Below are 21483 nucleotides of genomic sequence, written 5' to 3'. Positions count from 1 at the left end.
CGGCGGGCGTGGCCGCAGAAGACCTCACCAGCCCAGCGGAGTGGGCCGACCGGCCCTGTGCGGCTGAGCCGGTCCTGGCCGAGGCTGGGAGTGACCGGTTGGGCGTGCCACGCCCGGGCACCCGGCGTGACACGGCCTCCGTGCCCGCCCGGCCGGGCGCCGCGGCACGGCGGCGCAGAGCCCTGGGAGCCCCGAATGTCCACTGTCCAGCCTCGCCCGCCGACTCTGGAGGCCCTGCTCTCCGACGGCACCACGGCCACCATCCGACCGCTGGGGCCCGCCGACCGGGAAGCGGCGTACGACCTGCATGCCGTGCGGATGTCCGAGGAGAGCCGCCGACAGCGCTTCTTCGGTGCCAGCCGCCTGGCCCCGCAGCTGGCCGCAGACCGGCTGTGCGCACGTGCGCGTCCGGGGTTCCTGGCGCTGGGCGCCTGGGTGGACCGGGAACTCGTCGGCGCCGCCGACTACGAGACCATGCCCAACCGCCCCGACACCGCCGAGATCGCGCTGGCGGTGGCCGACCAGTGGCAGCACCATGGCGTGGGCACCCTGCTGCTGGAGCACCTGCTGCACGCGGCGCGCGAGCAGGGCGTGCTCACCATCGAGGCGGACACCCTCGCCGGCAACCGGGCCGTTCACAAGGTCTTCGCGGACCTCGGGCTTCGGGTGCACCGCCACCTCGACCAGGGTGAGATCCGTGTTCGGGTTCCGCTGGACGAGAGGGACGAGCACTATCGCAGTGCCGTGGAGGAGCGGGGGCGCAGCGCGGACGTGGCGAGCCTGGTGCCGCTGCTGCGGCCCCACTCCGTCGCGGTGGTCGGCGCCTCGCGGCGCCCTGGATCGGTCGGCCGAACGGTCCTGGAGAAGATCCGGCAGGGCGGTTTCAAGGGCGAGGTGTGGGCCGTCAACCCGTTCGCGGAGAGTATCGGGGGCGAGCCGGTGTATCCCGGGCTGAGCGAACTGCCCGGTACCCCCGACCTGGCGGTGCTCGCGGTGCCGCCCGGCGTGGTAGCGAGTGCCGCCGAGGAGTGCGGCCAGGCGGGTGTCCGCGCCCTGGTCGTGCTCACCTCCGGCCTGGGGGGCGCCGACGCGCGGCAGCTGCTGCACAGCTGCCGCCGGCACAGCATGCGCCTGGTAGGCCCCAACTGCCTGGGCATCGCGGTGACCGACGACGCCGTCCGCCTGGACGCCGAGTTCGGCGCGGCCTGGCCGCTGCCCGGCACCGCCGGTGTGGCCGTACAGTCCGGTGGCGTCGGCATCGCCCTGCTGGAGCGGCTGACCTGGCTGGGCATCGGGGTGTCCGACTTCGTCTCGCTCGGCGACAAGTACGATGTCAGCGGCAACGACCTGCTGCAGTGGTGGGAGAGCGACGACCACACCGACCTGGCCCTGCTCCACCTGGAGTCCTTCGGCAACCCCCGCGCCTTCTCCCGCACCGCCCGCCGGGTGACCCGCAGGTTCCCGGTACTCACCGTGGACGCCGGACGCTCCGCCGCCGGCCGCCGGGGAGCCGCCTCGCACACCGCTGCCGCCGCCACCCCGACCGTCACCCGCCAAGCCCTGTTCCGCCAGGCCGGCATCACCGCCACCCACGGTATCGGCGAACTCGTCGAGACCGCCGCCCTGCTGCACGCCCAGCCGCTGCCCATCGCGCGGGCCGCCATCGCCGTGGTCTCCAACGCCGGCGGCGTGGGGATACTGGCCGCCGACGCCTGCGTGGACTACGGGCTCAAACTCCCCGAACTCCCCGCCCACCTGGCACTCGAGTTGGCCGAACTTCTCCCCGCAGGCGCGTCAGCCGCCAATCCGGTCGACACCACCGCTGCCGTAGGCCCCGCCGAGCTGCGCACCTGCCTGGACATGCTGACCGGCAGCCGGGCCGTCGAAGCGCTGCTGGTCTGCCTCGTCCCGACCGCACTGACCACCAGCCCCGAGCAGGACCCCTTGCGCGCCTTGCTGGACGGGCCCGGCCGTCGGCGCATCCCGGTCGCGGCCGTGCTGCTCGGCCAGGAGGTCCCGGTGCGCTACCTCGACTGCCCGGACGGCGCGCGCATCCCCGTCTACGCCGACCCGCAGTCGGCCGCCCGCGCCCTCGCCCACGCCCGCGACCGGGCCCGCTGGCTCGCCGAACCGCCCGGCTCCGAACCCGCCGTCCACGACTGCAACCCGCAGGCCGCCAAGGAGCTGGTGGCACGCTTCCTCGACGCACACCCCGACGGCGGCTGGCTCAACCCCACCCTCACCGCGGACCTCCTCGATCACTACAACCTGCCACTCACCACCTCCGTCTGGGCCCCCGACGAGCACGCCGCGGTACTCGCCGCCCGCTCCATGCGTCAGCTCGGGCACGAGGGCAAGATCGCGCTCAAGGCCTACTGGCCCGGCCAGGTCCACAAGAGCGCCGTCGGCGCGGTGCACCTCGGACCAGGTGACGACGCGTCGGTCCGGGCGACGTTCCGAGACTTCGAGAGCCGCTTCGGCGAGCGCCTGGCCGGCGTGGTCGTCCAGCCGATGGCCGCGTCGGGCACCGAACTCCTCGCCGGGATCGTCCAGGATCAGGTCTTCGGCCCGCTGATCCTCTTCGGGATGGGCGGCACCGCCACCGACCTGCTGGACGACCGCACCGCCCGCCTCACCCCGCTCACCGAGAACGACCTTCAGGCCATGACCACCGAACTGCGGTGCGCCCCGCTGCTCTTCGGAGCCCACGGCCACCCGACCGTCGATCTGACGTCCGTTCAGAACCTGCTCGCCAGGCTCTCCCGCCTGGCCGACGACCTGCCCCAGCTCGCCGAGGCCGACCTCAACCCGATCATCGCCACTCCGGACGCCCTGCTCTGCGTCGACGCCCGGATACGGCTCGAACCCCGGCACCCGTTCGACCCGTACCTGCGCCAGCTGCGACGCCCGGCGGAGAACTGAGTGCCGGCGAACAGCCAGAACCGGGACGTGGCGACACCGCCACGTCCCGGATCGTGCACGTCACCTCACTGGATGCACGTCGCCTCACTGGACCAGCACCCGCTCGCCCGAGCGCGGCACCACGGCCGTCCAGCCGAGTTCGCGGTCGATCCGATCGCGCAGCGCCTCGGAACCCTCCGGCTCCCCGTGCACCAGGTAGGTCGCGCTCGGCGGCGGGGCGGAGCCCAGCCAGTCGAGGATCTCGCCCGCGTCGGCGTGGGCGGAGAATCCGGGGACGTTCACCACCTCGGCACGTACCGGCACGTAGGTGCCGAACATCTTCAGGGTGCGAGCCCCGTCCACCAGATCCCTCGCCCGGGTGCCCAGCGCGGCGAACCCGACGATCAGGACGGTGTTGCGCGGATCCGGCAGCACCCGGCGCAGGTGGTGGACGACCCGCCCTCCGGTGGCCATCCCCGAGGCCGAGACGATGATCGACGGCATGCCCGAGCGCTGGATCGCGCTCGACTCCTGCACTGTCCGCGCCGCCGTGAACGGCGCCGGGTCCAAAGCAGCCCCGCCGTCGCCCGTCAGGCCGGACCGCAGTTCCGGGGCCTGCTCGGCGAACGCGTCCCGGTAGATCTGCAGCGCGGCGAGCGCCATCGGGCTGTCCACGAACACCGGCACTGCGGCGGGCAACCGCCCGGCCCGGCGCAGCTCGGCGAGTTCGTGCAGCACGATTTCGGTGCGGTCCACCGCGAAGGACGGGATGACGACGGTGCCGCCGCGTGCCAGCGTGCGGGTCAGGGCGTCGGCGAAGCGCGCCCGGGAGCCACGCTCGTCGTGGTGCCGGTTGCCGTAGGTGGACTCCATCAGCAGCACGTCGGCGCCGGTGAACGGCTCGGGCGGGCGCAGCAGCGGGTGGACGGGCCGGCCGAGGTCGCCACTGGCCGCGATGGTGTGCCCGTCCTCCAGGGTGAGGTGGGCCCAGGACGAGCCGAGGATGTGCCCGGCGTGGTGCAGGCGCAGCACGGTGGACTCGGTGATCTCGGTCTCGGTGCCGACAGGGACGGGCTCGAAGAGGCTCAGCGCACGGTCGACGTCCTTGTCGTCGTAGAGCGGCTGGGCGGGGCGGTGCTTGGACCAGCCGTGGTAGTTGGCGTGCTCGGCCTGCTCCTGGAGCAGGTGGGCGCTGTCGCGGAGCACCAGCTCCGCGAGCCGGGCCGTGTTGGGCGTGCAGACCACGTGACCGTGGAAGCCCTCCTTGACCAGACGGGGCAGGTAGCCGCAGTGGTCCAGGTGCGCGTGGGTGAGGACCACCGCGTGGACATCAGCGGCGTCCAGCGGCAGCGGTCGCCAGTTGCGCCGGCGCAGTTCGGCCATGCCCTGGAACATCCCGCAGTCGATCAGCACCCGGGCGTGGTCGGTCTCGACCATGAACTTGCTGCCGGTGACGGTACCGACCCCACCGAGGAAGGTCAACAGGCCCGGCCGGAGCCTCGGAGCGGGCTGCGGCTGCGGGCCGGTGTCGCTGGTCTCCATGGTGACCGCCTTCTGCTTGGCGCGGCTGCGCCGCGCGAGCGAACGAAACCCCCATCCCCGTCCACTGTCACACCCAGGCCGCGCCCAGGCATGGGTCGCACCGACCCCCGGTGGGGACCGAACGGCCCTGTGCGGGCTGGCGGAGCGGGCGAAGACTGTGAGCGGGAGGAAGTCCGGGCCGGACATCCCGGCCCTTGCAGGACGCCCAGTGAGGACGTGAGGACCATGCAGCACCGCACCGTCCACGACGTGATGACCCAGGGGGTCGTCACCGCCCGGCCCGACACCCCCTTCAAGGAGATCGCCGCACTGTTCCACCGCAACGACATCACCGCAGTTCCCGTCGTCGACGACCAGGACCGGCCGCTCGGCATGGTCTCCGAGGCGGACCTGCTCCGCAAGGAGGCCGGGCTTCCCGACCCCGAGGGACACAGCTCCGAAGCCTGGATGCGCCCGCGTGACCGGGCCCGCGCCGAGGCGGAGACCGCCGGTGGCCTGATGACCAGCCCAGCGATCACCGCGCGGCCCGAGTGGAGCATCGTCGAGGCGGCCCGGGTAATGGACCGCAAGAAGGTCAAGCGACTCCCCGTCGTCGACGAGGCCGGGCGCCTGAGAGGCATCGTGAGTCGCTCCGACCTGCTCCAGCTCTTCCTGCGCCACGATGCGGCGATCCGCGAGGAGATCAGCCACGACGTGCTCGGCCAGACCCTGTGGCTGGCCCCGGACGCGGTGCGGGTGACCGTGCAGGACGGTGTGGTGACGCTGACCGGCAAAGTCGAGCAGAAGAGCCTGATCCCCATCGTCGAGCGTCTGTGCCGCTCGGTTGACGGCGTGGTCTCCGTCCACCACACCCTCACCTACACCCTCGACGACACAAAGCTCGACGTCGGGCAGCCCCGAGACCACGGCATCCTCGGCTCCCGCGCAGGCCACTGAACACTCCAGGCGGCTTCTCCCGCCGCAGAGTCACCCGCTCCCCGGCGACCTTGCTGAGGAGGTCGCTGCGCCGCAGGCCAAGGCCAGCGGGACAGCTACCTGCCCCTGACCGTGGAACGGAGTTGAGCACTGTGCCCCGCACACGCATCGTCCTCATCAGCATCGGCACCGAGGACCGCCATGACGACGGGGCAGGCCTGGCCGTCGTCGCTGAGCTTCGCCGCAACGGCATCGACGCGGACCTGCTCGCACTGTGCGACGGGGAGTCGACCCGCCTGCCGGAGCTATGGGAGGGCGCCGACCTGGCCGTCGTGGTGGACACCATGCACTCTCATCCCGGGCAGGCGGGGCGCGTGCACAGGGTCCGAGTACGCTCCGCCGGGTCTGGCACGGTCCGCGCGGAGGGCAGTGCCGCGGACTCGCACAGCTCGGGCCTCGGGCATGCGGTCTCCCTCGCCACCGTGATCGACCGCCTACCGGGCGAGCTGCTGATCATCACCGTCGAAGGCGAGGACTTCACGGTCGGTCAGGGACTGAGCCCGGCCGTGGCCGCAGCAGTGCCGCAGACCGTGTCGATGGTCCGCAAGGCGGTAGCGGCACACCGGCTCGCTGCCCCGCTCGATGTGGGAGACCCGATCTCATGAACTTCTGCCCGCCGCGCCTGTCCCACCCGGGGTTCCTCTCCGATGCGCCTGCCTCGCTCCTCGGGGGCCGACCGTGAGGACCGAACGATGACCGCCCACTCCTGACCAGGCGCGGAGTCGCCTCCTGCTGCCGTCGCGCCGTCGGTGGAGTGCCCACCGCCCGTCGACGAGACCGACCTGGTGCTGCTGGGCCACGGCGCTGGCGGCAGGCTCTCCGCTGAGCTGCTGGACGACCTGCTGCTGCCCGCTCTGAGCGGCACCGGCGGACCCGGCCGACGTGCGGTCCCGCTGGAGGACGCAGCAGTGCTCCCGGCGACTGGCGCCGCCGAACTGCTCGCCAGCACCGACTGCTTCGTCGCCAGCCCGCTCTTCTTCCCCGGCGGTGACATCGGCTCGCTCGCCGTGCACGGCAGCGTCAACGATGTGGCGATGATGGGTGGCCGGCCGACCGCGCTCGCCGTCGCCCTGATCCTGGAGGAGGGCCTCCCTCTCAAGATCTTGGACCGGGTGGCCCGCTCCGTTGGAACAGCTGCCCGCGATGCCGGCGTCGCAGTGGTGACGGGCGATACCCAGGTCGTCAACCGGGGGGCCGCCGACCAGATGTTCATCACCACCACCGCTTTCGGCACCCGCCTTCCCGGCATGCGTACCTCCGCCGCCTACGCACAGCCCGGCGACACCGTCCTGCTCTCCGGCCCGATCGGCCTGCACGGCACCGCGGTGCTCAGCACCCGCGAGGTTCACGGCTTCGAGAGCGAGATCGCCTCCGACACCCGCCCGCTGCACCACCTGGTCAGAGCGATGGGCGCGGCTGGCGGCGCCGCCGTCCACGTGCTGCGTGACCCCTCCCGGGGCGGTCTGGCCACCTCGCTCAACGAGATCGCTCGAGACTCCGCCGTCAGCGTCGAGATCGAGGAAGCCGCCATCCCGGTACCCGAAGCTGTGGCCACCGCCTGCGACCTGCTCGGCCTCGACGTCCTGCAAGTCGCCAATGCCGGCTGCCTGGTCGCCTTCGTCGCCGCACCGCAGGCCGAGGCCGTGCTCGCCGCGATGAGAGCCACCCCCGGTGGCGAAGCCGCCGTGGCCATCGGCCGGGTCCGTGACTGGCCGGCCGGCCAGGTCACCATGGTGGCCGTCCGCCACGTGGTGGAGATGCCCACGGGCGAGCAGTTCCCCCGGATCTGCTGAGCCTCGCAGGAGTTCACTGGACCGTTGGGGCCGTGAGCCCGGGACCTTCGGTCCTCTCCATGGACGGCCCCAGGCAGCGACGATGGAAGGTGGCACTGCGCTCCCAACAAGCACCATCCGGGCCCCGACCCGGAGGCGGGTGCGGTGGAGGCAGGAGGGCACGATGAAGGGTTCTGTACCGCTGGGACGGATCTTCGGCGTGCCCCTGCGGATCCACTGGAGCGCGCCCCTGCTGGTCTTCCTCCTCAGCAGCGGCCTCAGGAGCCAGACACTCCCGGCCTGGGCGCCGGGGCAGTCCGACGCCGTCTACACCGCAGCTGGCCTGATCGGGGCGCTACTCCTGATGGGGAGCCTGCTCGCACACGAGGCGGCGCACGCGGTCACCGCGCGCCGAGCCGGGATCGACGTCCAGGATGTGACGGTCTGGGGGCTCGGCGGCGTCACCCGGATGGGACGCGCCAGGACCGCTGGGGTCCAGTTCAGGGTGGCGGCAAGCGGCCCGCTGACCAGCCTGGTACTCGGCGGACTCGGCGTTGCCGCAGCGCTCGGAACGCACGACGCGCTGCACTGGGCGGTGCTCTCGGCCGTGCTGCTGTGGACCGGCTGGGCGAACCTGCTGCTCGGGGTGTTCAACCTGCTGCCCGCCGCGCCGTTGGACGGCGGCAGGGTCCTGCAGGCCGTGCTCTGGTGGCGCCGAGGCGACCGCGAGCGTGCGGAGCGGGTCGCCGGACGAACCGGCCAGGTGGCCGGAGGACTGTTGGTCGTGGCCGGCTGGGTCGAGCTCACACACGGCGCGGGCGCCGGCCTGTGGCTCATGCTCGTGGGCCTCTTCATCTCGATGTCCGCCCTGGCGGAGGTCCGCCGCTCCATCCTGGAGACCGCGCTGCGTGGTGTGCGGGTGGCCGAGGTGATGTCCTCGCCCGTCGTCACCGGGGCCGACTGGCTGACCGTGGACCGCTTCCTCGAGGAGGTCGTCCCGAAGGGGCACCACTCGGCGATCCCGTTGCTCGGCTTCGACGGACGCCCGAGCGGAATCGTCGACGTCCGCCGGCTCTCGGCACTCCCACTCACGCGGCGGGCCGAGATACGGGCCCGCGACGTGGCTGTCCCTCTCGCGCGATGCGTGCTGGCGTCGCCCGAGGACGGTCTGGTCGACGTGCTGGACAAAGGGGGCGTCACCGCGCCCTTGCGGATCTTGGTGCTGGACGCCGGGCAGCTGGTCGGCATCGTCACCGGCCATGACATCTCGCGGATCGCGCAGCGACGCCTGCCCGCGCCGCGTGCGACCCAGATCCGCCCCACCGTCTGACCGCCGTGGTCGGGCCCGGTCGGCCCCGGGTTCGGTGGACCGACCGGCCCTGGGCGTGCCCGGCTCCTGGGGAGCAGTGTGGAGATGTCGACCGAGTTGCGAGGTGTGAGATGGGTACGGAACACCCGGCAGTACGCCGGATCGTGGTCGGAGTCGACGGCTCGCCGTCGTCGAAGCAGGCGCTGCGGTGGGCGGTCGAACAGGCGCAGCGGACCGGCACCGTCGTGGACGCGGTCGCCTGCTGGGCGTACCCGTCGATGTACGGGTGGGCAATGACGGGTTTGGATCCCGAACTCGCCGATGCCACCGGGAAGATGCTCGCCCAAACGGTGGCCGAGGTGGTCGGGGACGACCCGCCGGTGGAAGTCAGGGAGAGCGTCGTACCTGGCAACGCCGCAGAGGTGCTGCTGGAGAGCGCTCGCGGGGCCGAGCTGCTGGTCGTGGGAAGCCGGGGCCACGGCGGGTTCTCGGGGGCCCTGCTGGGCTCGGTGAGCCAGCATTGCGTGCAGCACGCACACTGCCCGGTCCTCGTGTTCCGCAATGGTGGGAACTGACCGACCGATGCCAGGGTGGCCTTCCCTGCCGATGGTGCCGGACAGGCGGTGCAGTACCCATTGCGCTACCGCTGCCCCCGGTAGTGCTGGCGCCAGATCAGGCGGTACACCTTCGTCCAGCGGGGAATCGAGCGGACCCCGGGAATGAACGGCACCAGGACGAAGGCCAGGCTGAGCACCGCCATGAGTGCCCAGATCAGGGCGTCCGCGTTCTTCGAGGTCTTGAACGGGTCGATCTGGTACCAGAAGGTGTACAGCCACAGCCAGGCCTGGCCTGGGTAGTTCCCGGTCTCGTTCATCATGCCCCACTGGTCGCCGGCCAGGTGCTGGGCACGGGCCTGGTCCGCGAGGTATGTACCGTCGTTGAGGAAGAGCATCGGCCGGGTGTAGTCGGTCTGGTAGAAGCGTCCCTGGGCGAGCAGTTGGCCGTCGAGGGCTCCCGCCTGGGCGAGCGCCAGCAGCCGACTGGTCAGCACCGGGACGGGGCCGTAGTCGCCTGGTTCGACCTTGGCCGGATCGCCGTCCGGGGCCTTGCCGAGAGCGTCGGAGTACGCCGAGGTCCACGCCTGCTGCCGGTCGGCCGGGGCAGCTGTCCAGGCGGTCAGCGCGGCAGAGACCTCCGCCGGCTCGGGAGCCTGGCGCAGCGGTCGCAGTACGAAGTCCTCGGCGGTGTCGACCGGAATCCGCACTCCTGCGGCCCGCTGCAGGCCGACCGGGCCGATCTTCTGGCCGGCCCCCGGGGTGTGGTTGTACGGCGGGCCGTACTGCGCGGTCGTGCTGGTGCCGCCGAGTTCGGTGACCGCCGTCGCGGTGAAGTCGTTCGGGGTGGCGGCCGACCAGGTGGCCAGGGTGATCGGCTGCTCGTCCGGGGAGGAGAACAGCGCGGCGAGACCTGCGGTCAGCACCGCCACCGCGACCAGCGCGATGGTGAACTCCTTGAGCAGGTCGTACGGTCGGGTCGGGAACGCGGCGGGGTCCGGCTCCGCCGCCCGGCGAGTGCGCCGGCTCACGGTTGGACCGCCGTGGCAGCGGACTGCTCGTCCGGCTCCGGCGCCAGCGCGTCGATCGGAGGCACGATCCCGCGACGCCGGACCAGTAGGACGTGCCAGGCCGTCAGCAAGCCGAGCACGAGCGGCAGCAGGACGATGTGCCACATCAGCATCTGGCCGAAGTCCAGGACGTTGAACCAGGCGCCGATGCCCACCGCGTTCAGGCCGTCCTTGGCCTGCCCGGAGATCCACTGCGAGTCGAAGTTCTGCTGCACCAGGTAGCCGGTGAAGGCCGTGCCGACCGAGGCCAGGAAGCAGACCGCCCCCGTCATCCAGGTCATCGCCCGCCGGCCACGCCAGGCGGCCATGAAGAACTTGCCCCACAGGTGGATCACCATGAAGAACATGAACAGCTCCACGCTCCACAGGTGGAGGCTGTTGACGTACTTACCGACGCTGGACGCGTGCCACCAACCGGGGCCCTCCAGCGCGAGCACGCAGCCGGTGGCGACGGCCACGATCAGTGACGACACGGTGAGCACGCCGAAGACGTAGATCCACGACGCCATGTAGGCCGGCTGGGTGTCGGGCAGCAGCTTCTCCGGTGGGAGGGTGCGTACGGCGTACCGTCGGGCGGCGCCGGTCCACCCGCCCACGCGCTTGGCATCCCGTGTTGCGTTTCCCGACGGTGAGGCGGAGTCGCTCATCGGCGTCCTCGTCCCTTGGGGAACGGCAGCAGCACCGCTGCCACGAAGACCAGCACCATCAGACCGATGACCACCAGGTTCGCCACCGAGATCTGCACCACGCCCCAATGGACGTAGTGCCCCGGGTGGTTGAGATCGACGGGTGCGGCAAGCTCGCTGTACGCCATTTCCACGGCCATCGTGGCGGCCCCTTCCGAAGTGGTCCGGCGTCAGTCTCACCCGGCGTCAGGCAACCGGCACCCGGCGATGCGCCGAACGGCCCACCTCTCGGTGAGCCGGTCCCGCTGTCGTCGCGGTCCGCGGCAACGCGAGCTGACACAGCGCCGGGTTCACAACAGCACGTGGTTCACGGAACCAGCGAGAAATAGTTCTCCTCCTCCTGCGCGAAATGCAGGCGTAGCACGGTGTGCAGGCCGTAGAGGCTGGCGAGTAGGTCGTCGACCTGGTCCGGGTGAATGGCCCCGCCTTCGTCCGCCTGTTCGAGGTGGGTGGCCACCCGGCGGGCGAGGCGTCCGATCTCGGCGTGGGTCCTGCTCATGGTCGCGGTGGCCTCGGCGCTGCCGAGCGGACCGCTCAGCGCGGGGTAGAGCTGGTGTTCCTCCGCCTCCTCGTGTGGCAGGATCCGCTCGCTGAGGAAGCGGTGGGCCCTCCGCACGGCGGTCAGCGCCTGGGTGGGGTCGCCCGAGGCGACCTGGTCGGCGGCGTCGCGCAGGACGTCGAGGGCGTCGCGCAGGTCTTCGTGCTCGGCCGAGAAGCGGTTGAGCAGTTCCTCGGTGCCCGGTTCCAGAGCCCGCCGGGAGGCCCAGCCGGCGCCCAGGGCGCGCAGCGCGTTGAGGATCACGGCGATGTCGATCGCCTCCTGCAGCAGCGCGCCTGCAGCCGGTGGGAGGTAGCCGGCGGCGGCCACGGCCATCGCGGCCAGCGAGAGGGCGATTCCGCCCACGGCGCTCTGCACGGCGATGGCGCGAGCCCGGACGGCGGCCTCGATGGCGTCGGCGAGGCGGTCCAGCCGGTCGGCCGTCAGGACGACGTCGGCCGCCTCGGAGGAGGCGGTCGAGCCGCGCGCGCCCATCGCCACCCCGACGTCTGCGGCCGCAAGCGCGGGGGCGTCGTTGACACCGTCGCCCACCATCACGGTGACGGCGCGCGTCCGTTCGGCGCGCACGGCGGCGACCTTGTCCGCCGGGCTCTGTCGGGAGGCGACGCCGTCGAGGCCGACGACCGCCGCGACCTCCCTGGCCGCCCCCTCGTGGTCCCCGGTGAGCATGACCAGCCTGGTCAGACCCGCCCCGCACAGGCGCCGCAGGGTCCGCGGAGCGTCGTAGCGCACCGGGTCCCGCAACAGGACGGCGCCGGACAGCTCGCCGTCCACCGTCAGCCAGACAACCGCCGCGCCGTCCAGGGCCGCCCGGTTGCGCGCGGTGCGTGCCCAGGCCGGCAGCTCGCCCGGCAGCTCGACCCGGCCGACTTGCAGCCGGTGCCCGTCGACCAGACCCGTGATGCCCTTCCCCGGATCTTCTGCCGCGTCCAGCGGCACGGTCAGCGGCAGGCCACGTACGTGGGCCTCGCGTACCAGGGCCTCGGCCAGCACATGGGGTGACACCTGATCCAGGGAGGCTGCCAGCTGCAGGACCTCGGCCGGGGACCGGCCTGGCCCAGTCGACACGGAGAGGACGCGTGGTCTGCCCGCCGTGAGGGTGCCGGTCTTGTCGAGCACCAGGGTGCGGGCCCGCCCGAGCGCCTCCAGGGCCCGACCGTCGCGGACCACCACGCCACGGCGGGCGGCCCGCGCCAGGCCGGAGACGATGGCCACGGGAGCCGCCAGCAGCAGCGGGCAGGGGGTGGCGACCACCAACACCGCGACGGCCCGCTCGGACGTGCCGCCGATCACCCAGCCCAGCGCGGCGGCGGCAAGGGAAAGCGGCAGGAACCAGGCCGCCGCACGGTCCGCGACCCGGACCACGGGCGCGCTCTCGGCACCCGCCTCGCGGGCCAGGCGCACGATTGCCGCGTACGTGCTGTTCTCCGCCGTCGCCGTGGCGCGGAACTCGAACGCCGGGCCCGCGTTCAGGACACCGCTGCGGACGTCCTCACCCGCTGCCCGCTCCACATGCTCGGGCTCGCCGGTGAGCGCGGACTCGTCCACGGTGGCGGCGCCTGCCGCCGTTCCATCCACCGGGACGACCTCGCCAGGCCCGACCACGAGCAGATCGCCCGGCGCGATCTCCTCCAGCGGGACGGTCAGGACGCTCCCGCCTTCGCGGCGACGTGCGGAGCGAGGCGCTCGTTCGAGCAGAGCGCGCAGGTCATGCGAGGCGCGACGCTGGGCGGCCGATTCCAGCGTCCTGCCGCTGGCGAGCATGACGGAGATCAGTGCCCCGGCCAGGTATTCGCCGATGGCGAGCGTGCCCACCAGGGCCAGCACGGCGATCAAATCGACCCCGGCGTGCTTGCGGCGTAGCGCGGCGAAGACCCAGACGACGGCCGGTCCGATTCCGGCCACGGTCCCGATCGCCCAGCTGAGATCCGCCGCGCCACGGGCACCGAGCACGAACGAAATCCCGCCCGCCACCAGTGCGGTCGAGGTGACGGCGAGCAGCGCCAGCTCCAGCCGGCCGGCTGACACCGGGCGACCGGTGGTCACGGGCGGTCTCACGTAGTCCAGTCTCTCCCGCCCGAGGGTCTGGGTGCGCGGTTCCGTGGCGCGGGCGTCAGCCATCAGCCTGAGTGCTCCGTAGCGGCCACGTGCTGTTTCACAGCGACGAAACTGTCCGGGGCCACCGAGATCGAGTCGATCCCGGACTGCACCAGGAACCGGGTGAACGCCGGGTCGTCGCTGGGCCGTTGGCCGCACAGGCCGACCGGGCAACCGGCCGCGTGGGCGGTGGCGATCAGGGTCTCGATGCTGCGGGTAACGGCGGGGTTGGTCTCGTCGAAGAGGTGCGCGAGGGCGTCGGAGTCGCGGTCCACGCCGAGGGTGAGCTGGGTGAGGTCGTTGCTGCCGATCGAGAACCCGTCGAAGCGCTCGGCGAACTGATCCGCCAGGATCACGTTCGCCGGGATCTCGGCCATCGCGTACACCTTCAGCCCGTTCCCACCCCGGGGCAGGCCCTCCCCGGCCATCACCGCGAGCACCCGGTCCGCCTCCTCGGTGGTGCGGCAGAACGGGATCATCACCACCACGTTGGTCAGACCCATCTCGTCACGGACCCGGCGCAGCGCCCGGCACTCCAGGGCGAAGCCCTCCCGGTAGCCCTCGCTGTAGTAGCGGCTGGCGCCTCTCCAGCCGATCATCGGGTTGGCCTCGACCGGTTCGAAGGGGCGCCCGCCGACCAGCTTGGCGTACTCGTTGGTTTTGAAGTCGCTGGTGCGCACGATGACCGGCGCGGGCCATCGTGAGGCGGCGATCCGGGCGATGCCCTGGGCCAGGCGGTCCGTGAAGTACCGGGTGCGGTCCTGGTAGCCGTGGGTGAGTGCGTCGACACGTCGGCGTTCCTCACCGTCGAGGCGTTCGGGGTGGACCAGCGCCATGGGATGGACCTTGACCTGGTGCGCGACGATGAACTCCATCCGGGCCAGCCCCACACCGTCCGCCGGCAGCTGCCACCAGCGGAACGCGGCAGCCGGGTCGGCCAGGTTGAGCATGATCCTGGTACGCGTCTGCGGCAGCCCGGCGAGGTCGATCTCCGACTGCTCGTAGTCGAGCCGTCCGGCATAGACATGCCCCTCCTCGCCCTCGGCGCAGCAGACCGTGACCTCTCGCCCGTCGCGAAGCACCTCGGTTGCACGCCCCGTGCCCACGATCGCGGGCACGCCCAACTCCCGGCTGACGATGGCGGCATGCGAGGTGCGCCCGCCATGGTCGGTGACGATGGCGGCGGCCCGCTTCATGATCGGTTCCCAGTCCGGGTCGGTGATCCCGGTGACCAGCACCGCCCCGGCCGGGAAGCGCTCCAGTTCGACGGGACTGCTCAGCGCACAGACCGCGCCCGCGCCGATCGCCTCGCCGACCGCGATCCCGTCGACCAGCCGCTCGCCGGTGCCAGTCAGCCGGAAGCGGTGGAGCATCGTCGCGCGCCGCTGGGACACCACGGTCTCGGGACGGGCCTGGACGATGAAGATCTCGCCGGAGTGGCCGTCCTTGGCCCACTCGATGTCCATCGGACACCCGTAGTGCTGCTCGATCGCGACAGCCCAGGAGGCGAGCGTGCGCACCTCGGCGTCGTCCAGCACCCGTCGGGCGCGCTCATCGGAGGTGGTGTCCACCGTGCGGGTGAGGCCCTGGTCGGCATAGACGGCCTTGCGGCGCTTGGCCCCGGTCTCGGTGTGGATGACCGGATTCAGCTCAGGGTCCTTGAGCAGCGGCTTGAAGACCAGGTACTCGTCCGGGTCGACCTGCCCGCTGACCACGGTCTCACCGAGTCCCCAGGCTGCGCTGACCAGCACTGCGTCCGGGAAGCCACTCTCGGTGTCCAGTGTGAACATCACCCCCGCTCCGGCCAGGTCGGAGCGGACCATCAGCTGCACGCCGACCGAGAGTGCCACCGCGAGCTGGTCGAAGCCCATCCGCTCGCGGTAGTCGATCGCCCGGTCGGTGAACAGCGAGGCGTAGCAGCGCCGGCAGGCGTCCAGCAGGGCCTGGCGGCCCCGCACGTTGAGGAAAGTCTCCTGTTGCCCCGCGAAGCTCGCCTCCGGCAGGTCCTCGGCCGTTGCGCTGCTGCGCACCGCCACGTCGGGGTCCTCCCGCCCGGCCTCGAGGCTGAGCCTGGTGTACGCCTCGGCGAGTTCCCGCTCCAGGGCGGGCGGCAGTGGCGTCCTGAGCATGGCGTCGCGAATCGCGGCGCCCACCTCGTCGAGCGGGACGCCCTTGTGCAGCAGCGCGACCTGCTCGACGATCTGCTGCCGGAGGCCACCGGTCTCCAGGAACTCCCGGTAGGCGTCGGCGGTGCTCGCGAAGCCGTCGGGCACTCGGATGCCGGCCGGGCCCAGGTTGACGACCATCTCCCCGAGCGAGGCGTTCTTACCTCCGACGACACTCACGTCCTCTCGTCCGACATCGGAGAACGGGATGACACGGCGGGCAGGGGACATGATTTCCTCCGCAGGGTGCGGGCGGGGAGGGTGAACTTACCTGCTGCATAACATTCCTGATGAAGCGGCAGGGGTGGTCGGCAGGGCATCGCTGACGATTCGGCCCGGCGCACGGCAAGAAGGGCCCATCCGATTCTCGCGGAGCCAGATTGCGCGGCGGATCGCGTCCGTCGGCCGCTTCCCCACGCTCTCTTTCGGGTCCTTCCCGTCAATTCCATGGGACCACCGCGCGAACCTCCCTGCCAGGGCCCGATGGTCCCCATTCGAACCGATCGGTTCACCGGCCCCGTGTCCGTGCCTCTCATTTCGCAGGCGGGCTGTCACCGGTGCCGGAATCATCCGGTCCGTCGGCGCCAGGCCGGCCCCGTCGTCCCTGCGCGGCGATGGCGGCAGCCGCAGAGGGCGGCCCGCGCAGGATCCAGGCCAGCGGCACGGCGAGCACCGCGCCAACCAATGGCCCCACGAGGTAAATCCAGAGCGGGGCGAGGGTTCCGCCGACCAGCGCAGGGCCCAAGCTGCGCGCGGGGTTCATCGACCCGCCACCGGCCGGGCCGGCCCAGAGCCCAGCCAACGCGACATACCCGCCGACCGCGATGGCGGCGTTGTGGCCGATGTTGCGGGCCCCGGAAGCCGTCCCAAGGATCACCGTCGCCAGGCCGAGGGTGAGCACCATCTCCAGCACCAGCGCCGCACCGGACCCGACACCGCGCCCCGGCGCCGTCGCCCCCAGGTGACCGGCCGTGCCGAAGAGTCCGCGCAGCAGACTCGCTGCTGCCAGCGCCCCGGCGATCTGCGCCAGCACGTACCCCGGGACACGGCGCCACGGGAAGTCCCCACGCACTGCGAAAGCCACCGAGACGGCCGGATTGAGGTGAGCCCCGGAGGTCTCACCGAGGGTGTAGATCAGCGCGAGCACCATCAGCCCCGGGGCAATGGCTTGCGCGGCGGGTCCGACCCGCCCCCCGGAGACAGCGTCGACCACAACGGCTCCCGCAGCCACCAGGACCAGGAAGAACGTACCCACCCCCTCGGCCACCAGGCGCTCCCACTCCGGCCAGCCGCCCCGGACCGATTCGGCCGCCTCGGCCCGCAGCGCCCGCACCTGACGAATTTCCGCGACACCCTTCGGCGCCTCCCGGATGATGCGCGGGCGGCGCTGCCTGGCTCCACCGGTCACTTCTCGCCTCCGTTGCTACCTGGCCGAGCCCCGGAACACAGGGCAGGTTCCAGAGTTCCCAAGCCACTGACAGGCCCCGCCCAACCAGCCGGCCGCGTTCGCCGCCGCACTCCACCTTGGGTCGCCGTTGAATCCTCGCCAAGGGCCGAAGAGCCCACGTTCAGCCGCCGGGGGTCCTGCTTACGCCGTCGGTCTCAGAGACGCCGGTGCGCCAGGTCCCTCGCACACCGGCACACTCGAAGATGGCACCCCAGATCTGTCTCCGGGAGCGTTGATGGTCACAGGTGAAAGCTCCGATCGCCCCCAGCCCGTGCGTGTGTTCCTGCTCGACGACCACGAGGTGGTGCGTCGCGGGGTGCGCGACCTGTTGGAGGCCGAGCCTGACATCGAGGTGGTGGGCGAGGCCGGGACCTGCGCGCAGGCGCTCGCCCGGGTGCCAGCCCTGCGGCCGCAGGTCGCCGTGCTCGATGTCCGGCTGCCTGACGGGGACGGTGTGACCGTCTGCCGGGAGCTGCGCTCGAGGATGCCGCAGCTGGCGTGCCTGATGCTCACCTCGTTCGACGACGACGACGCGCTGCTGGACGCGATCATGGCCGGCGCGGCCGGGTACGTCCTCAAGCAGGTCAAGGGGGCCGACCTGGTCACTGCGGTGCGGACGGTGGCCTCCGGGCAGTCGATGCTCGACCCGGCAACCACGACCCAGCTGATGGAGAGCCTGCGCCATCGCGACGAGGCCGCCGCGGACCCGGCGCTGGCCGCCCTCACGCCCCGGGAGCGGGAGATCCTGGCCCTGATCGGGAAGGGCGAGACGAACCGCCAGATCGGCGAGGATCTCTATCTGGCCGAGAAGACCGTGAAGAACCACATCTCCCGGATCCTCGCCAAGCTGGGCGTTGATCGGCGCATCCAGGCGGCAGTCATCGCCACCCGACTCGAGTCGGCCGATCCCCATGACGGTCGGCACCCGCATCGCTCATGGTGAACCCGGTTCCGCCCCTCCGGCTTCCGGGAGCGGCACCCGCCACGTCAGCCGTGTCCCGCTCCGCGTCCCCGCCCCGGTCTGGAAGCTGCCGCCGAGGCGGGCCGCCCGCTCGGCAAGGTTGGCCAGGCCGCTGCGCTGCCCACCGTCCGGCAGGCCCACGCCGTCGTCGGTGACGGTGAGTGCCAGCTCCCCGTCCACGACCAGGGCCACCTCCACCACATGGGCGCTCGCGTGCCGTGCGGCGTTCGACAGCGCCTCCTCCAGAACCGCTATGACCTCGTCGGCCAACGGCGGCGGCACCCTGAGGTCGAGCAGGCCCTCCATCCGCAGCGCCGGAGCGAACCCCAGCAGGCGAGAGGCCCGCTCAACTGCAGCCACCACCCGAGCCCGCAGGCCGCTCCCGGCCTGGCCGCCCTTCCGAGCGCGCAGCCCGAAGATGGTGGACCGGATGGTCTTCACCGTGTCGTCAAGGTCGTCGATGGCCCGCAGCACCCGCTCCGAGGCCTCCGGGTGTTCGATGAAGCGGACCGCGCCCTGCAATGTCATCCCGGTCGCGAACAGCCGCTGGATCGCCAGGTCGTGCAGGTCACGAGCGATCCGGTCACGCTCCTGAAGCAGGGCGACCTGCTCGGAGTCCCGGCGCCGCTGAGCCAGCTCCATCGCCACCGCTGCCTGCCCCGCGAACCCCATAAGTGGGGCGGACTCCGCCGACTCGAACACCGGCCTGCCTGCCGCCCTGGCCAGCATCAGCACCCCGCGCACGCCGCCTGCCACAGTGCCGATCGGCACCGCCACGGCCGGCCCCAGGCCCTCCCAGCGCGGCGGACCTGCGGTGATCCTCGGATCCTTTTGCACATCGGTGCTGGTGACCAGCCCACCGGTTTGGACCGCGGCACCCATGAAAGAGCCCTCCAACGGTAGGACCAGCCCGCAGTGCGCCTCCGCTCCCAGACCAACGGCCAACCGGACCTCCAACTCGGCGGAGGTCTCGGACGGCAGGGCGACCACGGTCAGGTCCGCGCCGACGATCTCGGCCGCGCGGGCGACCAACAGGTCGAGCACTTCCTGCTGCGGGAGTCCCGACAGCAGGCCGTTGGTGACCTCGGCGCTCGCTGCCAGCCAGCGCTCGCGCAGGCGGGCCTGCGCGTAGAGCCGGCCATTGTCGATGGCCACGCCTGCCGCCACCGCCAGGGTGGCGAGCACGGACTCGTCCTCAGCGTCGAACTCCCCGCCACCGCGCTTCTCGGTCAAGTAGAGATTTCCGAAGACCCTGTCCCGCACCCGGATCGGAACTCCCAGAAAGCTGTGCATCGGCGGGTGGTGCGCCGGGAACCCGTAGGAGGACGGGTGCTGGGACAGGTCGGCCAGACGAAGCGCCTCGGGGTGGCGGATCAGCTCACCCAGCAGGCCGTGCCCCGACGGCAGCGGGCCGATCCGCCGGATCTGCTGCTCGTCCAGCCCCACCGGGATGAACTGCGACAACCACTGGTCCTCCCCGATCACGCCGAGCGCCCCGTACTCGGCGTCCACCAGCTCCACCGCGGACTCCACGATGTGCTTCAGCACCTGGGTGAGTTCGAGATCGCGCCCGACCGCGAGCACCGCCTCCAGCAGGCTGTGCACCCGGTCCCTGGTCCCACGGGCAGCGTCCAGCCGCGCCTGCAGTTCGTCCAGCAGGTCGTCGAGCCGCAGCTGCGGCAGGTGGGTGGAAGCGGGTTCCGAGGGACCACCCACTGGAGCCTCCGTCCGCTGCGGCGATGACCAAGGTCGTGATTTCACAGTAGACCGCCCGTGTCGGCCTGTCAGTACGGCCCAGCGCCGACCGGACGACCTACCCAAGGTCCTCGTGCCGGTCGATCAGCCGGAGCGGTGCTCCGAGGTGGCACGCAAGCGGCACTCGACGGCGACAACACCTTCGATGCCGGCGGCCAACCGGGCTGCAACCGGAATCACGGCGGCGTCCTCGACCCGCCCGTCGAGGGCCACCACTCCTTCAGCCACGCTGATACCGATACTCCGGGCGTCGCTGCCAGGCACGTGCTCCAGCAACTCGTTGCGCACTTCGGCGGAGAGCTGATCGTCTTCCCGGAGGAAGACCTTCAGCAGGTCGCCTCTGCTGACCACTCCGACCAGCAGTCCGGCCTCGCCTACGACCGGCAGCTGCTTGACGCGGTGCCGCGCCATGAGTCGGGCCGCTGCTCCGAGCCCGGCGTCGGGATCGACGGTGATGGCGGGGGCGGTCATCAGGTTGCCCGCGACGGTCGCGTCGGCCTTCTCGATCTCCTCCAGGTGCAGGAGCTGCTCCCGTCTGCTCGGCCGATGGCCGCTGAGGACCTGCTTGGGAAGGAGGTCGGCCTGCGAGACCACGCCGACTACCCGGCCACGGTTGTCCAGCACGGGTGCGGCGTTGATTCTGCGGTGGCTGAGTACCGCCGCAAGTTCCTTGAAGGGGGTGAGCCGGGAGACGGAGACGACCTCGATGGTCATCACGTCCCGGACACGATGAGGGCCGGTCATGGGAAGCACTCCTGTCGTCCCCGTCGCACTCGCAGATCGGACGGCCAGCAGATTTTCGTTCACCCTTATCGTCCGGCGGACCGTACACCGGGCCAAGAGCCGACCGGGAGCTTTCGAACCGGGACCTTCGGCCCCCGCCGAAGGCGCTGGTCGGCCCTGTTCCCGCTCACCCCGGACGAGGAACCTCGGTAGTAGCGCTATGCCGTCGACGGCCAAGCCGGGGACGGATCCGGCCGAGCATCCGGCGAGATCGACACACCAGCCGAGGAGCGCGCCATGGAGCACCTGCACACCGTCGGTGACGTGATGACCCACGCGGTGATCGCCGTGGGGCGCGAGGCGCCGTTCAAGGAGATCGTGGAGAGCCTGCAGCGCTGGAGGATCAGCGCGCTGCCGGTGCTGGCGGGTGACGGGCGGGTCATCGGTGTGGTCTCCGAGGCCGATCTGCTGGCAAAGGAGCAGTTCGGGGAGGGAGCGCCGACACCCGCCGATCACCCCAGCCGCGCGGAGAGCGACATCGCCGAGAAGGCCAGGGCAGTGACGGCCGGTCAGCTGATGTCCGTCCCCGCGATCACCGTTCGCGCCGACGCCACCATCGCGCAGGCCGCCCGGGCGATGGCTCGGGGCAACGTCAAGCGGCTGCCCGTCGTCGACGCCGAAGGACGCCTCACGGGAGTCGTCAGCCGCAGCGACCTACTCAAGGTCTACCTGCGCCCGGATGCGGACATCGCACAGGAGGTGCGGAGCGAACTGATCGCTCGTCTCCTCCCAGCCGGATCGTCGGTTGTCGAGATACAGGTCGAGGAGGGCGTCGTCACCCTGACAGGAACAGTCCCGGACGCCGCGCTGATACCTCTGCTCGACCGGCTGGCCCGTACTGTGCCCGGCGTCGTGGACGTCGAGGCACACCTGAGTGCCGACGCCTCGGGGGCGCCCTGACCCGCTC

Annotated in this window: 17 protein-coding genes; 8 read left to right on the top strand and 9 right to left on the bottom strand. The window is 71.5% G+C overall.

Features of this window, described 5'->3' with window-relative positions; genetic code table 11:
- Positions 1-195 precede the first annotated feature (195 nt).
- Positions 196-2922 (top strand): bifunctional GNAT family N-acetyltransferase/acetate--CoA ligase family protein, encoded by a 2727-nt coding sequence (locus P3T29_RS01600; protein ID WP_280714369.1) that lies wholly within the window; start codon positions 196-198, stop codon positions 2920-2922.
- A gap of 84 nt (positions 2923-3006) precedes the next feature.
- Here the strand turns inward: P3T29_RS01600 and P3T29_RS01595 are convergent, their stop codons facing one another.
- Positions 3007-4443 carry an MBL fold metallo-hydrolase gene (locus P3T29_RS01595; RefSeq protein ID WP_280714368.1) on the bottom strand — a complete coding sequence of 479 codons (1437 nt, stop codon included), beginning with the start codon at positions 4441-4443 and terminating at the stop codon, positions 3007-3009.
- A 225-nt stretch (positions 4444-4668) separates the two neighbouring features.
- On the opposite strand from P3T29_RS01595, the gene P3T29_RS01590 reads away from it, so the two are divergent.
- The 5 genes from P3T29_RS01590 (at position 4669) to P3T29_RS01570 (ending at position 9074) form a co-directional block, all read left to right on the top strand.
- Complete coding sequence (locus P3T29_RS01590; RefSeq protein WP_280714367.1) at positions 4669-5379, top strand: CBS domain-containing protein; 711 nt, start codon at positions 4669-4671, stop codon at positions 5377-5379.
- 131 nt (positions 5380-5510) lie between these two features.
- On the top strand, positions 5511-6023 hold the full coding sequence (locus P3T29_RS01585; RefSeq protein WP_280714366.1) for a hydrogenase maturation protease: 513 nt from the start codon (positions 5511-5513) through the stop codon (positions 6021-6023).
- A 144-nt stretch (positions 6024-6167) separates the two neighbouring features.
- The gene (hypE, locus tag P3T29_RS01580) at positions 6168-7211 is read left to right on the top strand and encodes a hydrogenase expression/formation protein HypE (protein ID WP_280714365.1); all 1044 of its coding nucleotides are present in this window, start codon (positions 6168-6170) and stop codon (positions 7209-7211) included.
- A gap of 163 nt (positions 7212-7374) precedes the next feature.
- Positions 7375-8520 (top strand): site-2 protease family protein, encoded by a 1146-nt coding sequence (locus P3T29_RS01575; protein ID WP_280714364.1) that lies wholly within the window; start codon positions 7375-7377, stop codon positions 8518-8520.
- 110 nt (positions 8521-8630) lie between these two features.
- Complete coding sequence (locus tag P3T29_RS01570) at positions 8631-9074, top strand: universal stress protein (protein ID WP_280714363.1); 444 nt, start codon at positions 8631-8633, stop codon at positions 9072-9074.
- Positions 9075-9139: 65 nt separating this feature from the next.
- Here P3T29_RS01570 and P3T29_RS01565 read toward each other — a convergent pair whose 3' ends face one another.
- The 6 genes from P3T29_RS01565 to P3T29_RS01540 all read right to left on the bottom strand — a co-directional run bounded on the left by P3T29_RS01565 (position 9140) and on the right by P3T29_RS01540 (position 17038).
- Positions 9140-10084 carry a hypothetical protein gene (locus P3T29_RS01565; protein ID WP_280714362.1) on the bottom strand — a complete coding sequence of 315 codons (945 nt, stop codon included), beginning with the start codon at positions 10082-10084 and terminating at the stop codon, positions 9140-9142.
- Positions 10081-10719, bottom strand: coding sequence for a cytochrome b N-terminal domain-containing protein (locus P3T29_RS01560; RefSeq protein ID WP_280714361.1), 639 nt, complete (start codon positions 10717-10719; stop codon positions 10081-10083). Before P3T29_RS01560 ends, P3T29_RS01565 begins: the two co-directional genes overlap by 4 nt.
- 47 nt (positions 10720-10766) lie before the next feature.
- The gene (locus tag P3T29_RS01555) at positions 10767-10949 is read right to left on the bottom strand and encodes a hypothetical protein (RefSeq protein ID WP_280714360.1); all 183 of its coding nucleotides are present in this window, start codon (positions 10947-10949) and stop codon (positions 10767-10769) included.
- 167 nt (positions 10950-11116) lie between these two features.
- A complete protein-coding gene (locus P3T29_RS01550; protein WP_280714359.1) occupies positions 11117-13489 on the bottom strand; it encodes a heavy metal translocating P-type ATPase in 2373 nt (790 codons plus the stop codon).
- Positions 13489-15861, bottom strand: coding sequence for a phosphoenolpyruvate synthase (gene ppsA / locus P3T29_RS01545; protein WP_280714358.1), 2373 nt, complete (start codon positions 15859-15861; stop codon positions 13489-13491). The genes P3T29_RS01550 and ppsA overlap by 1 nt, the downstream gene beginning before the upstream one ends.
- A 301-nt stretch (positions 15862-16162) precedes the next feature.
- On the bottom strand, positions 16163-17038 hold the full coding sequence (locus P3T29_RS01540) for an aquaporin (RefSeq protein WP_280714357.1): 876 nt from the start codon (positions 17036-17038) through the stop codon (positions 16163-16165).
- A gap of 274 nt (positions 17039-17312) precedes the next feature.
- Here P3T29_RS01540 and P3T29_RS01535 point away from each other — a divergent pair, with 274 nt between their 5' ends.
- Entirely contained in the window at positions 17313-18020 is a 708-nt protein-coding gene (locus P3T29_RS01535) for a response regulator transcription factor (RefSeq protein ID WP_280714356.1), read from the top strand.
- On the opposite strand, the gene P3T29_RS01530 is transcribed toward P3T29_RS01535, so the two are convergent.
- Both P3T29_RS01530 and P3T29_RS01525 read right to left on the bottom strand, forming a co-directional pair.
- Positions 18012-19754 (bottom strand): GAF domain-containing protein, encoded by a 1743-nt coding sequence (locus tag P3T29_RS01530; RefSeq protein ID WP_280714355.1) that lies wholly within the window; start codon positions 19752-19754, stop codon positions 18012-18014. The genes P3T29_RS01535 and P3T29_RS01530 overlap by 9 nt on opposite strands.
- Before the next feature lie 123 nt (positions 19755-19877).
- Positions 19878-20537, bottom strand: coding sequence for a CBS domain-containing protein (locus tag P3T29_RS01525; protein WP_280714354.1), 660 nt, complete (start codon positions 20535-20537; stop codon positions 19878-19880).
- 276 nt (positions 20538-20813) lie between these two features.
- Here P3T29_RS01525 and P3T29_RS01520 point away from each other — a divergent pair, with 276 nt between their 5' ends.
- A complete protein-coding gene (locus P3T29_RS01520) occupies positions 20814-21476 on the top strand; it encodes a CBS domain-containing protein (RefSeq protein ID WP_280714353.1) in 663 nt (220 codons plus the stop codon).
- Positions 21477-21483 lie beyond the last annotated feature (7 nt).

Source organism: Kitasatospora sp. MAP5-34 (genome assembly GCF_029894335.1).
In the GTDB taxonomy this organism is placed as follows: Bacteria; Actinomycetota; Actinomycetes; order Streptomycetales; family Streptomycetaceae; genus Kitasatospora.
This window is presented reverse-complemented; position numbering and strand designations above follow the sequence as displayed.

What these genes read in the sequence shown, in the direction of transcription:
- P3T29_RS01600 (WP_280714369.1), top strand. Translation starts at nt 196, where the DNA reads ATGTCCACTGTCCAGCCTCGCCCGCCGACTCTGGAGGCCCTGCTCTCC.
- P3T29_RS01595 (WP_280714368.1), bottom strand. Translation starts at nt 4,443, where the DNA reads ATGGAGACCAGCGACACCGGCCCGCAGCCGCAGCCCGCTCCGAGGCTC.
- P3T29_RS01590 (WP_280714367.1), top strand. Translation starts at nt 4,669, where the DNA reads ATGCAGCACCGCACCGTCCACGACGTGATGACCCAGGGGGTCGTCACC.
- P3T29_RS01575 (WP_280714364.1), top strand. Translation starts at nt 7,375, where the DNA reads ATGAAGGGTTCTGTACCGCTGGGACGGATCTTCGGCGTGCCCCTGCGG.
- P3T29_RS01570 (WP_280714363.1), top strand. Translation starts at nt 8,631, where the DNA reads ATGGGTACGGAACACCCGGCAGTACGCCGGATCGTGGTCGGAGTCGAC.
- P3T29_RS01555 (WP_280714360.1), bottom strand. Translation starts at nt 10,949, where the DNA reads ATGGCCGTGGAAATGGCGTACAGCGAGCTTGCCGCACCCGTCGATCTC.
- P3T29_RS01550 (WP_280714359.1), bottom strand. Translation starts at nt 13,489, where the DNA reads ATGGCTGACGCCCGCGCCACGGAACCGCGCACCCAGACCCTCGGGCGG.
- ppsA (WP_280714358.1), bottom strand. Translation starts at nt 15,861, where the DNA reads ATGTCCCCTGCCCGCCGTGTCATCCCGTTCTCCGATGTCGGACGAGAG.
- P3T29_RS01535 (WP_280714356.1), top strand. Translation starts at nt 17,313, where the DNA reads ATGGTCACAGGTGAAAGCTCCGATCGCCCCCAGCCCGTGCGTGTGTTC.
- P3T29_RS01525 (WP_280714354.1), bottom strand. Translation starts at nt 20,537, where the DNA reads ATGACCGGCCCTCATCGTGTCCGGGACGTGATGACCATCGAGGTCGTC.
- P3T29_RS01520 (WP_280714353.1), top strand. Translation starts at nt 20,814, where the DNA reads ATGGAGCACCTGCACACCGTCGGTGACGTGATGACCCACGCGGTGATC.